Here is a 13,003-nt window from a genome sequence, read left to right on the forward strand (position 1 = left end):
GGTTCTTAATAACCAACACAGAAGCACTCGCCCGGGGGCCCCCACCCCCCCCGGGGTGGGGGCCCCCCCGCAACCCCCCGCCCGGGGGACCCCGCTCGCCTCCCCGCCCCACGACACCCAGGTCGTGGCGGTCTCGGTCGCGGCCCGGGTGTCGTGGGGCGGGGAGGCCTTGGCGAGGTGGGTCTCGTCCGTTTGACATCCTCTCCGCCCTAAAGACGGAGATTCCCGTCTGCCGCGTGTGCGGCTTCGGGTGGGTTACTGCTTCACTGCCCCGGTCCCATCCGGTGGTGTGCATGGTGTGGCTCCTTCGGCGGGTCACTTCAAGGGTTCGGTGAGAGCGCCTGCCGGAAGCTCATTACTGCGGCCCTCAAACTGGGGCGATTTCCTGCGCGCTCAGCGAGTCCCCTGTCGATTGGCCCGGTTCCGGATCCCGCCGAGTACGGCGTCGAGCATCCGGTCGAACTCCGCCACAGACCCGAAGCCGGCCTGCAGGGGCGTGAGGGTGGCCATCGTCGGGTACGCCGTGGCGTCGATCGCGGGCATGTCACCGACCCCGTCGGGCCCGCCACTGAGGACCGCCAGCAGATATCCGTTGAGAAAGCCGAACAGCATCAGCGGCGCGTCCGCGACCACCTGGTCGGGCAGATCGGCCTCACGCATCGCGGTGACCAGTCGTTCCAGGGCGGCGAGGGCCACCGGCGAGGTCTGGGCGCGCGTAGCCAGCAGCGGGAACACCCGTGGATGCCGGTAGGCCATCTCCCGGTAGCGGTGCGCCGTCCAGCGGGTGATCTCTTCCCAGCCGCGGGGCGTGTCGTCCGCGCCGGCCGCCACCTCGGCGAGCACGGCCTCGGACATCGCGTCCAGCAGCGCCGCTTTGCCCTTGATGTGGTGGTAGATCGACATCGGGTCGACCCCGAGCTCCTCCGCGAGCCGCCGTACCCCGAAGTGCTCAAGGCCATCGCGGTCGACGAGTACGACGGCGGCGGCCGCGATGCGCTCGCGGTCGAGCCCCGCCGACGTGCCCTGTGTGCGTCTGGCCACGTCCATTCCCTCCCTCTTGTCAAACCTACACCGTAGAATTTATCGTGCAGATGGAAACCTACGACGTAGGTTTTGAAAGGAAGCGGTCATTGACCACGATCACCAATCGTCCATCGTCGACACACACCAAGCGCCCTACCGTGATGCGTTTGGGGCCGACACTGACGATCTTCGCCACGCTCGCGCCGCTGCTCGACATCGCCACCGTCGACACACTGTCCGGCCACGTCCGCGACGCGTATCCCGACCAGGGTCCGGGCATGGTGGCGGCCGACCGCAACACGGTCGTGATCTATCTCGTCGTCACAGGTGTCCTGGGGATACTCGGCTGGCTGCTGCCGGCGGTCCCATTCCTGGCTCCTCGCTCCATGCGTGCTCGCGCCAGACCCGAGGAACACCCCGCCGTCAGCTCCGTGAACAGCGACAAGATCGCGGATCTCAATCAGTAGCCAGAGCGGCCCGGAGAGCTGGACGGCCACTCCTTGGAAGCCACTTCCGGCTCGACCCGGTCTTCGCCCGAACGGCCGCCGACACCAGCCACAACCTGAGGAGCACCTGATGAGACCCCTGGAGATCCTGTTGTCGGCCACCAACCTGCTGGGGCTCGCGATCGTGGCGATCCCCCGGCTACGCGCGCTGCGCCGGCCAGGCTTCGTGGTGCCCGTCGCACTGCTCCTGGCGGCAGCGCAGGTCCTCGTCGAAGGCCCGCGCTGGCAGCTGGCCCCTGCCTACGCACTGACCGCGATCCTCTTCCTGACCTGGCTGACCGGCATCGCCCTGCCGGGCGCCCTGCACGTCAACCGACTGGTCACCGGCTCAGCCGCCGGACTGGGTGTGCCGGCGGCCCTCGCCTCCGTCCTCCTGGCAACGGTGATGCCCGTATTCCGTTTCCCCGAGCCGACCGGACCGTATGCGATCGGCACTACGACCTACCACTGGGTGGACACAGACCGTCCGGAGCTGTTCACCGACGCCCCCGATGATCACCGGGAACTCATGGCGCAGGTCTGGTATCCCGCCGAGCCTCAGCCATCGGCGCCGGGCGCCCCTTACATCCAAGACGCCGAGGCGGTGACGTCGGCGATGGCGCGCCTGGCCGGCTTCCCAGAGCCCGTCTTCAGCCAGCTCAGGTACGTGACCACCAACGCCGTCACGTCCGCTCGGATGGCGGCCGACCGCCCCCGCTACCCGGTGCTCATCTCCCTCACCGGGCTCAGCGCGTTCCGTGCCGCGAGCACCTTCCAGATCCAGGAGCTGGTCTCGCACGGCTACGTGGTCGTCGGGCTCGACCAGCCGGGCGGCGCCGCCATGACACGCTTCCCCGGCGGGCGGGAGATCCCAGGGTGGCCCAGGGACAAGATCTATCCGCTGATCAGCCAGAGCTGGACGCCGCGGCCCGACGCGCCGACACTCCAGGGGCAGGCGCTTCCCGACGGCATCATCCCGTACTTCGCGCAGGACGTCAGCTTCGCGCTCGACCGGCTCGCGGGGCTGAACAAAGCCGACCCCGACGGCATCCTGACCGGCCGCCTCGACCTCGAGCGCGCCGGCGTCTTCGGGATCTCGTGGGGCGGCGCGACCGGTGCCGAGGCGTGCGCGAACGACCAGCGCCTCAAGGCGTGCCTCATCATGGACGTTCAAATGACGGCCCACGTCGTCAGGGCGGGCTTGCGGCAGCCAGTCATGTTCATGACCCGTGATACCGAGACCTTTCGTCTCGAACGGGAGCGCAGCGGCGGCTGGCCGGAGAAGGAGATCTCCGAGACCATCGAGACCATAACCGACGTGTACCAGCGCCTGCCAGACGCCGGCTATTACGTGGAGGTCCCCGGGTTGTTCCACGTCGACTTCACCGACGTCCCGGTCTGGTCACCGGTCACACCGCAGCTTGGCCTGAACGGGACGATCGACGCTCAGCGAGCACACGACATCATCAACGCCTACTCGCTCGCGTTCTTCGACAAGCACCTCATGGGACAGTCACCGTCACTGCTCAAGGGGCCGTCGAGCCGCTTCCCAGAAGCGCGGTTCATGCATCACCAGGGCGGGCCGGAGCAACCGTCAGCCGCCGCGCACCCTCGGTGACCGTTGTCCATGCCACCAGGCCGGGGTCACTTGCGGTAGACGATCTCCTTGCCCTCCTTGCCGCCGGGGCTGGGGTACGCCATGATCAGCAGTCGCTGGCCGGCCTGCTCCTCGCCCTTCCACGGGAACCAGGCGTAGTGCACGCGGATCCGGTAACGGCCTGCGCGGCCGTTGAGCGACAGGTCGGGCAGCGTGGTGCCGCTGAGGTCGTCCGTGAGCACGATCGCGCCCGTGAGGCTGCGGTAACCGACCTCGACGACCTTGTCCCAGCCCTTGGTCTCCACGGGCGGGCGGCGCGTGTACGTCTCGACGGTGACGCAGATGTCGAAGTCGGAGTGCGTGAGGACGGTCAGGGTGCCGGACTCGGAGGAGACCAGCCCGTTGCCGGGGTCCAGATCCGGATCGCCGCTCCCCTCACCCTCGTACGTCTGCAGCACCCCGTAGTCGGTCCATTGGGGTTCCTTGATCCGGATCGCCTTGGCCGGCTTGATGCGCGGGCGATGGTGCGGCGTCGCGTCGCACATGCGCTGGGCGTCCGCCTCCATCTCCGCGATCTCCCGGTCCTGCTTGGCACGCGCGGCGTTGACGACCGCGGCGGCACTTGGGCAGATACCGGCGAGCGGGGAGGTCAGGGCGTCGCGGCTCACCTTCCAGCGGGCCAGCTCTCGCGGGTCGTTACGGGTGTGCAGGTCGCACATCCGGCGCCCGTACGTGAGCACGACGAGATCGGGCGTGGTGTCGGAGAACTGGCGAAGGCCGTTGTCCGGCCGGCGTAGTGAGCAGATGAACTTCTGCTCGGCGGTCAGCTCGTGAGGCTTCTCCGACATCTCCATTTCCCAGGGCTCGGGCGGGTCGCACTCCTCGGCCGCGGTGACCGGTCCGCGGTCCTGGTCCGCCACCGGGACGAAGCAGACTGTCACCACCGCGACGAGACCTGCCAGGAGGACGCGGCGGCGGGTGCGGTGGGCGGGCGGGGCGGGGTACAGGGCCAGCAGGATGAGAGCGGAGCCGGTGAACGCGAGTCCGTACCACAGCGGAGAGATGCCGGCGGAGACGAGCGCGCCGTTCTTGACGAACAGGCCGCTCGGGTAGAGCGGCAGCTCCCCGAGCAGGTCGGAGCCCACCTTGGTGGACGCGCTCACGACGGCGACGCCGGCCAGGAGGAACAGGGTCAGCGTCGTGGCCCGCGTCAACCGGGGGGTACGCCGCCACACAGCCGCCAGGATCAGCAGCGACGGCACGCCGACCCCCACGAGCAGGTCGAGGACATACCAGGCGAGAACCAGTTCGGAGTCGGCGAACTCACGGACGACGTTCCACACCACGTTCTTCGGCCCGAGCCAGAACGGCACTCCGTGCGCGAGGTTGACGACCGCCGGGAGCAGCGGGAGCGTGATCGCCACCGCGGGGAGCGGCCATCGCCTGGCGGGCGCCCGTACGGGCCGCGACCGGGACGAAGGGGGCAGGACACCGCCCAGGTCGTGCGCGGACCGGGCCCACCAGACCAGCCCGAAGACGGACAGCGCGGCGGTCACCTCGAAGAACAGCACGTCCCAGGGAATCTCGCGATAGCCGAACGAGATGATCCCGGAGGGCTGGATGAGCGACATGACCAACGCGATCACGCCGATCCGCACGGTCGTCCCACTCCAGCGGGGATCCCGCGCCTGCGCCAGCAGCACCGACACCGCCCACACCGGCCAGGCGAACCGCTCGACCCAGTACAGGGCGGGGATCTGGGCGAACGAGATGTCCCCCAGAGCCCCTCCGAGGCCGGAGACCAAGCTCTCCAACGCGTTGAACACCCCTGTCACGAGGACCAGGAGTCGCAGCCATCGAGGGGCGGTGTCGCGCAGCACACGGAAGAACAGCCAGGCCGCCGCCAGTTGGAGCGGCACCACGACCAGCCAGAGCCACCAGCCGTATGGGATCGGCAGGCGCATGATCAGGAAGTATCCGACGTCGAGGTAGAGCACGATCCGCAGCAGGCGAACCTCCCTGCCGTATCGCGCCGGTTCGCCGCGCTCGCGGCCGCGCAACACCTGCCAGTACGCCCAGGCCTGCACCGCCGCGACCAGGACCAGCAGGACGATGAGCCACCACCACGGCTTGAGGTCCTCGGTCATGAAGCCGTACTGGTCCATGACGACCGCCCACATGGGGGTGATGTCGCCGGACACCTGGGCAACGATGCCGAGGACGACCGCGGCGGCCAGGTAGAACACCGCGAGGGCGGCCGCGATCCTGCCGAAGCGGTGACGGCGCATGAGGGAACTCCTGGGGGAGGGAGCAGTCAGCGAAAGCGCCCAACCCTAACGAGCCACCGCCAAGTTGATCAAACGTCTAATGTGCGGCGCTCCGCTTGGACGTGGCAGGCGGGCAGATCGGGCCTGACGCCACATCCTCATCCTCTGGCAACCGTGCCCGGCCGGCCGCCGCCCAAGGCATTCGTTAACTCCGCGGTGTGGTGTGCCTCGGCCGCTCACCGGGATTCAGCGTTAACGGCCTGCTCACCGGAGACGGCCAGCCCGGTTTCGCACAGGATCCGTTGTACCGTCACCTCCAGCGGGCTGTCCTCGCCAATGATCGTCTGATCTATCTCAGGAAGCAGGTCCCGTTCCAGATACCACTGGCTCATCTGCTCGGCGCCGAAATACAAGTGCTCGGGACGGGTGGCGTGCCGGCGCAACGTCTCGGCGAAGGAGATGTCCATGTAGAAGAAGAAGCTCGGCCCGGCATGGTCGCGGTGCAGTGCGGCCAGCATCGACGTGTATCGGCTCGCGGTCAAGATCCCTTCGATCAGGACGTGGTAGCCGAGGTCCAGGCAGCGGCGGGCTACGGTGTCGAGGAGCTCGATGTTCGCGCCGCCCGGCGCATCGCGCTCCCGAAGGATGTCACGCCGGATGACGTCCTGACTGACCAGGGCCAGATCCCGCTCCCGGGCCAGTTGCAGTGCCCGTGCGGTGCTGGTTTTGCCGGAACCGGAGTTGCCACGCAACACGATCAGATGAGTGTGGGGCGAGCCGATACGCACCACATCAACCTAGTGCAGGCCGTCCGTGCCTGCCCCTGAATTTCTTGCCTCCCCCATCGGCGCTGCCAGGGCCTTCTGCGACCTTCGCGGAATCGACGAGCGAATCCAGCAGTGACTTCGGCATTTCCCGGGTCCCAGCGCAGAGGCGATCACCAGACCACTCAGCGCCTCGCACTGCACATTGGTCAGCCCCGTCCGATGGACGCGATACCCAAGCACGTCGCGTGCGGCGTATCCGTCGCCGGCCTCGATCGCCTCCGCCCCCACCTGCGCGAGCACGCGACCGGCCGCGTCCGGATCAGTGCCGTCGGCGAGAGTGGCCACGGTCAGCCCGAGCCGAGCCCGGAAGACCGCATATCCCGGCGCAGAATTCTCCCCGAGGAAGCGTTCGACCATAGCTGCGATGTCCCAACCGGCTGCGACCCCGTTCGGCTCCGCGCACATCACGGTCAAGCAGGCGGCGACTTGATGTTCCCACGCCTCGGTGAGCGTGCTTTCGGCCAGCACCGTGCGTACCGTCGACAGGGCACCGTGCAGGCAGTGGGCGATGATCGTGGCCTGGCGTCCCTGAGGTTCCCCCAGGCCAAGGTCTGCACGATACGAGGGGAGAGTCGCATAAGTCCGTTGACAGGATGATGATGCAAGAGCAGACCGCTTGATCATCTAAGCTCTGTTCGAGCAGGTAGATGCCATGCGGGGCGGACGATTCGGCCTGTAGGCCGGGTTCTGATCCCACCCGCCCGTGACCTGCGACGCGCTCAGCGTCTTGCTCTCTGACCTGCAAAAACACTGCCGTCCTCTGCCACTGCCCTCCACCGTCTTCCAACGCCATGTGCCCCCGATGTGTCCCCGAGCCCCATGCCGTCAGACGCACCCCTCCCCCTCCCCCACCGCTGCGTGAACCGACTGCCGCCACTCCAAAGCCTCAGGAACGTCCCGGTACTCCAGCAGATACTGGCCCGCGATCTGCTGGAGCAGCTCCCTGACCTTCGCGGGCGTGGCACGGAAGAACTCCCGGCGCAGGTTGACCCTGTTGACCCACCGGTCGTTCAGCGCGGCATGCAGCCGCCCCTCCAGCCCGACCGCGTCGTCACTGAAAATCAGCGCATGGGTGTCGAACCTGAACGGCACCGAGGCGTCCCCCAGCTCCCGAACCCGGCCCTCCGGCTCCAGACGGCGGGTCATGCCGATCTTGACGACGTCCTCACCAAACACGCCGACATTTGAGTGACCTCACCTCGGGTGCTCGTGCTGCAGGGGGAAGCTCAGTTCTGGCAGGCGGTCATGGTGCTGCGCTGGTTCCGCGGCGAAGGCGACATCCCCAAGCTTGGTCGGGACCACCGCGTCTCCCGCGCCACCGCAGCCGTCACCAGGATGAACACACCCTCAGCGGCGACTGGCTGAGCAGCTTCATCGATCGGCTCGTGACCACCCATCTCGCGATCAGGACCGGATAAAGCCATTGAATCACGATATGTCTTGACACTGGCAGCCGCAGGAGTGCCGGCCAACCCGACCGGCTGCGACAGCGGCAGGACGGCTGTAGGCCGAGAGTGGATCACGGCGGTCACGGAGCATCACGTTCCCGCTACTGAAAACGATCTTTACTCTTAGTCAAGTCTCATGTGACGATCAAGTCGTTTTGCTACATCTGTTCGAAAGGTTGTGAGTGAACACACTTCGATCGACATCCGGCTTATCCACCCAGACACGCCGCCGCGCTGCCCTGATCGCGACTTTGATGGTGCCGCTCTCGCTCATGAGCGCACCCACGATCGCCGAGGGTGCCACCCCACCGCCCACCCCGGCCCCCGCATCAACACCCCCCTCGGATCCTGGGCTCAAGACCGCCTGGGACAAGGCCGCCAAGACCGGCCAACCCGTCGAGGTCCCCGCCCACTTCACCGAGACCATGAAGGTCTGGGCCAACCCCAACGGCAAGAACCTCCGTGCCGAACTGCACACCCGCCCCGTCCAACTCAAGAACCCGGACAGCGGCGCTTGGGAACCCATCGACACGCGCATCGTCACCCGCGACGGCAAGCTGCAGGCCGCCCGCGTCAAGACCCCGCTGACCTTCGGCGGGCGCGGTGCCAAGCACTTGGTGTCCGCGGCTGACAAGCGCGGCGGGATCGGCCTGGGCGTGACCCGCGCGCTCCCGGAACCTAAGGTCTCCGGCAACGCGGTCACCTACCCCGACGCCGTGGCACCGGGCGCGGACCTGGTGGTGCTGGCCGAAGCTGACGGCTTCACCTCCCAGGTGGTCTTCCGGCAGCGGCCGACCGGCCCGGTCACCGTACGGCTGCCGCTCACCCTGCCCGAGGGCACCACCTTCGGAAAGACACCGCAGGGGCTGCCGCAACTCAAGAACACCAAGGGTAAGGTCAAGGCTGCGCCGATCGTGCTGACTGCGACGGACGCCAAGGTGGAGGCCACTCCCGAGCAGGGCAGGACCTCCTCCGTCAAGGCACAGGTCGAGACCACCGGGAAGACGTCGGAGCTGGTGTTCTCCCCGGATGAGAAGTTCCTGGCCGACCCCGCGGTGACTTACCCAGTGACGATCGCCGCGTCCTCCACATGGTTCGGTGGCGGCGCCCCCGAAGACGCCTGGATCAGCAAGAACGACCCCTACAACAACAACGCTGCGGCCGGGTACCTGCGCGCGGGCACCACCTCCACCACCGCCGACATCGCCCGCGTGTACATGAAATTCGACATCACCGACCCGGTGCTGCAGGGTGCCACCGTCAACGACGCTGACCTGCGGATATGGAACTACAAATCCGGCGGACCTAACGGACAGCTGTGCGGGGAGACCTTGGGCGCGGGGATCCGGGCCGCGCGCGTCACCTCCGCATGGACACTCGACGGCACGATCAACAGTCTGGACTGGTACAACCAGCCCCCGAGCACGGGCGCTGAGACGGTGAACCGGGCAGGCTACAACTACGACGCCCCCAGCGGCAGCTGGTGCGCCAAGGACGAGGAACTCTTCTACGAGGTCACCGCCATGACCCGCGCCTGGATCCAACAAGGCGAGGCCAACCACGGGATCGTGCTGAAGGCCGCCAGCGAGACCGCCGCCATCAACTGGCGTCAGTACTACTCCAGTCAGTTCGGGGGCGGCGGTCCTTACCCGGGCTATCGCCACCCACCCGCCCTCATCATCGACTACACGCCCGCGCAAATCTCTCGCACGATGACGATCCGGATGGGTGCACCGCTTAGCGAGCAGCCAACGTACGACGAGGTGATCGCCAGCCGCCGTTCCTCTAGCTCAATGCCGGTCGTCCCTGACCTGAGCGAGAACGAGAACATGGATCGCAGGGTGTCGTCTGGCAAGGTGGTGCTCCACAACTCCAGCCTCGGCTACGAGCCGCCCGAGGATGCGACCGAGGAAGAATGGCTACGAGATCTCGATCTGTCCGATCAAGGCAGCGAATCTACCGACCCCACGCCTGTGCCTGGGCTGGTGGCGGCCTATGGCATGGACGAGGGTACCGGCGCCAGTGTGGCCGACTCCTCCGGGCAGAACAACACCGGCACCGGTACCGGTACCACCTTGGTGGACGGCAAATACGGTAAGGCGCTCTCGTTCAATGGGACATCCAGCTGGGTCACCGTCCCCGACACCGCGTCGCTGCGCCTGACGACCGGCATGACGCTGTCGGCCTGGGTCAATCCGACCAGCGTGGCCAACTGGCGCAGCGTGGTGGGCAAGGAACTGAGCACCGGGGGCGTCTCCTACACCCTGTACGCCTCTAACGGCGCGGCTCCCAGCGGCTGGGTGCAGGACGCTCCCGGAAGCTCTAAAACAGTCGGGGGATCGTCACCGTTGTCGGTGCATACCTGGAGCCACCTGGCGCTCACATACGACGGCGCCGCGCTACGGCTGTTCGTCAACGGCCAGCAGGTGGCCCAGAACGAATTCAGCGGCAGCTTGTACAGCGACGGCAGCCCGCTGCGGATCGGCGGCAACCAGATCTGGAGTGAGTACTTCCACGGCCTGATCGACGAAGTGCGCGTCTACAACCGTGCGCAGAGCGCTGCCGAGATCCAGACCGACATGAACACCCCCCTTAGCCAGCCACAACCGCCCGACACCCAGGCCCCAACCGCACCCGGCTCGTTCACCGCGACCGGCGGCCCCAACTCGGCGTCCCTGACCTGGACGGCCGCAACCGACAACGTGGGCGTGACGGAATACATGATTCACCGGTCCACGACGCCCGACTTCACCCCGTCGAGCGCCAACCAGGTCGGCTCCGCCGAGGGTACTTCGTTCCTGGACTCGGGGCTGACCGCGGGCATGTACTACTACCAGGTGCGCGCCGTCGATGCAGCCGGCAACGTCGGGCCCGCTTCGGCCGAGGTGTCGGCCATGGCAACCGAGCCGCCCGCGAACGAGGGCCTGGTGGCGGCGTACGGCATGAACGAGGGTTCGGGCACGACCGTGGGTGACGCCTCCGGGAAGAACAACACTGGAGCGGCCACCGACACCACCTGGACGACCGGTAAGCACGGCAATGCCCTGTCTTTCAACGGCCTCTCCAGCTGGGTCACTGTCCCGCACGCCGAGTCACTACGCTTGACGAACACACTGACATTCTCGGCATGGGTCCGGCCGGCGACAGTGGACGGCTGGCGCACCGTGCTGTGGAAAGAGAACGCCGACAACGCCTCCTACGGACTGTACTCATCTGTCGATGATGTTCCACTGGGGACCCTGCAAAACGCCACCACCACCAAGTCAGTGGTAGGCGACGATCCGTTGCCACTGAACCAATGGAGTCACCTGGCCGTCACCTATGACGGCACGATCGTCACCCTGTACCTCAACGGTACCCAGATCGACCAGACACCGATGACCGGCAACCTCCGCGACGACGGCGGCGTGCTGCACCTCGGCGGCAACGCGGTATGGAACGAGGAGTTCTACAGCGGCCTGATCGACGAGGTACGCATCTACAACCGCGTCCAGACCGCGACCGAGATCCAGACCGACATGAACACCCCCATCGGTACTGCGGCGGCCCCGAATGGGACAGCGCAGTTGCGTGCCAGCGTGGGTGACTTCGACACCGGGATAGAGAAGCTGGCGGTGGACAGCAGCCGCACGGTGGACGGCGTCACCGTCACCTCTACTCTCACCCCTCACCTGAGCACCTGGGTGGCTGCTGGGCGCGACGGTAAGGCGAAAGTGGACGTGGAAATCGCCCGCACGCCTGCCAAACCCACGAAGTCCGCAAAGACGGCCAAGACGACCGAGGGTGAGCATCTGATCTGGTCAGGCAGCGCGAGCCTGACTGCTGGTTCGGTGGCAAACGTCCAGATCCCTGAGGGAAAGCTCGCTGACGGGTCGACTGTGCGCTGGCGCGCCCGGACAATCTCCGGCACGGTCCCCGGTGCTTGGTCATCATGGCAAATCCTGAGGATTGACCTGTCCGCACATACGGAGTCTGCCCCTGCCAAGACGTCGCAGAAAGCCGTGCAGCAGGCCAACGCCGGCCGCACCTTCAACTACAGGCGGATAGAGCAGGACGATTGCCAAAAAGAGATCGTCAAGCAATACGGGGTGCTCGGCGCGGGCATGTACGCGAATACGCACAACATGTGCATGGTCTACTGGGTGGATGGGCCAATCTACCAGGACAAGATGCGTACGAGATGGCTGGGAATGTGGAAAGCACGTGTAACCATGGTGGCTCATAGCTACGTGGGATCGACCAGGCCCAATATGGCCGCCCGAGGGAAGCCTGGTCTCACCAGCAGGCAATTCAACGTCTGGGCGCGCGTTGACACTGTTACCTGTTCGGCGCAGCCCAACTACTGCAATCCAAGAATCAGAATCGGGCTGCAGAACAACACCGGGCAGCTCAGCAACTGCACGGTGACCAACCCGGACGGTATCGAAAAGACTCTTTACCAGTGGAGAGACGGCGGCGACACCGGATGGCAACTCACCAGCCAAGAACCGATTCATGTGGGTGGTCCCGCGAAGAAGTCATGGTGCGGTATAGGACCGTGGGTCAAGTCACCCGATGTCGATGACAAGGACGACTACTTCTATCCGCTCGAAACGCCCTATCTGGTGCGGTGCGACAGTTCAACCTTCTATAAGTATTACTCCGGCGCATGTATCATGTGGGACCCCATTCCGGTGTTCGTGCTCGACGGCGCCAAAGACACCAAGGTGGTCGAGACGGCGCGGCACGTCTGCAAGGCTCTGGACACCCCGCAATCGACGCTCCCCGCTGCACCGGCCGGCCAGACGAAGTCCATACCTGGGCGATTCAACCCGAACGATCCCACGTGCAGGCGAGGTGCGTACGAATCGGGCTGTCTGTGGCGTACCACAAACGAGTCTTTGAATGGTAAGAACCGCAGTGAGGCTCAAAAAGCATGCCGCAGGGTGAACGGCGGCGAATGGAGAAAGCCGCTCAGTTGCGACGAGTATCCGATGGCCGCTACCTATCAGGGCGTCAGCAGGGCCGGCATCAACTACTCCGTCAGTCTGCACGACTTCGATGACAACTGTAAGGCGGGCCTGCGCCTGAAAAACTTCAACGTATACAACCGACTCCTTGACATGGACCCGTTCTGGGTGTGGGCCACGCTCCCCGGCGAGCCCCCGTACGCCGGCCTAGAAAATATTCCTCCGCCAGTCGAAGGAGTAGCGGCGTCATGCCAAGCAGATGAGATAGAACCAACGTTGTAGCAAGGGCAATGGGTAGGCCCGTGGGGTTAACCTCGATCTTTCGTGATCTTCGTGTGGTGGGCTGAGGTATTCGGCTGAGAGTCGATTTCGCTTCCTGGTCAGCGTGGTGGCCCGGCTGTCGCGCC

The 13,003-nt window shown here is 66.1% G+C and carries 9 protein-coding genes; 4 read left to right on the forward strand and 5 right to left on the reverse strand.

Annotated elements, in window-relative coordinates; genetic code table 11:
• Nucleotides 1-393: 393 nt before the first annotated feature.
• On the reverse strand, nt 394-1,041 hold the full coding sequence (locus tag AB0395_RS46150) for a TetR/AcrR family transcriptional regulator C-terminal domain-containing protein (protein WP_366294079.1): 648 nt from the start codon (nt 1,039-1,041) through the stop codon (nt 394-396).
• 50 nt (nt 1,042-1,091) lie between these two features.
• Here AB0395_RS46150 and AB0395_RS46155 point away from each other — a divergent pair, with 50 nt between their 5' ends.
• Entirely contained in the window at nt 1,092-1,490 is a 399-nt protein-coding gene (locus tag AB0395_RS46155) for a hypothetical protein (protein WP_366294082.1), read from the forward strand.
• A gap of 109 nt (nt 1,491-1,599) precedes the next feature.
• A complete protein-coding gene (locus tag AB0395_RS46160) occupies nt 1,600-3,126 on the forward strand; it encodes a hypothetical protein (RefSeq protein WP_366294084.1) in 1,527 nt (508 codons plus the stop codon).
• A 26-nt stretch (nt 3,127-3,152) separates the two neighbouring features.
• On the opposite strand, the gene AB0395_RS46165 is transcribed toward AB0395_RS46160, so the two are convergent.
• From AB0395_RS46165 to AB0395_RS46180, 4 genes are all read right to left on the reverse strand, one after another.
• The gene (locus tag AB0395_RS46165; RefSeq protein WP_366294087.1) at nt 3,153-5,393 is read right to left on the reverse strand and encodes a hypothetical protein; all 2,241 of its coding nucleotides are present in this window, start codon (nt 5,391-5,393) and stop codon (nt 3,153-3,155) included.
• 215 nt (nt 5,394-5,608) lie between these two features.
• Entirely contained in the window at nt 5,609-6,160 is a 552-nt protein-coding gene (locus tag AB0395_RS46170) for an AAA family ATPase (protein WP_366294090.1), read from the reverse strand.
• 9 nt (nt 6,161-6,169) lie between these two features.
• Nucleotides 6,170-6,667, reverse strand: a complete 498-nt coding sequence (locus AB0395_RS46175) for a hypothetical protein (RefSeq protein ID WP_366294093.1) — start codon at nt 6,665-6,667, stop codon at nt 6,170-6,172.
• A gap of 357 nt (nt 6,668-7,024) precedes the next feature.
• Nucleotides 7,025-7,375, reverse strand: coding sequence for a GIY-YIG nuclease family protein (locus AB0395_RS46180; protein ID WP_366294096.1), 351 nt, complete (start codon nt 7,373-7,375; stop codon nt 7,025-7,027).
• 12 nt (nt 7,376-7,387) lie between these two features.
• Between AB0395_RS46180 and AB0395_RS46185 the strand changes: the two genes are divergently transcribed.
• Complete coding sequence (locus tag AB0395_RS46185; protein WP_366294099.1) at nt 7,388-7,564, forward strand: hypothetical protein; 177 nt, start codon at nt 7,388-7,390, stop codon at nt 7,562-7,564.
• 265 nt (nt 7,565-7,829) lie between these two features.
• Complete coding sequence (locus tag AB0395_RS46190; RefSeq protein WP_366294102.1) at nt 7,830-12,878, forward strand: LamG-like jellyroll fold domain-containing protein; 5,049 nt, start codon at nt 7,830-7,832, stop codon at nt 12,876-12,878.
• The last annotated feature ends 125 nt before the right edge of the window (nt 12,879-13,003 follow it).

It is taken from the genome of Streptosporangium sp. NPDC051023 (assembly GCF_040689595.1).
Classification (GTDB): domain Bacteria; phylum Actinomycetota; class Actinomycetes; order Streptosporangiales; family Streptosporangiaceae; genus Streptosporangium.

Excerpts from the sequence above, each read along its gene's own strand:
- AB0395_RS46155 (WP_366294082.1), top strand. The coding sequence starts at position 1,092 with ATGGAAACCTACGACGTAGGTTTTGAAAGGAAGCGGTCATTGACCACG.
- AB0395_RS46160 (WP_366294084.1), top strand. The coding sequence starts at position 1,600 with ATGAGACCCCTGGAGATCCTGTTGTCGGCCACCAACCTGCTGGGGCTC.
- AB0395_RS46165 (WP_366294087.1), bottom strand. The coding sequence starts at position 5,393 with ATGCGCCGTCACCGCTTCGGCAGGATCGCGGCCGCCCTCGCGGTGTTC.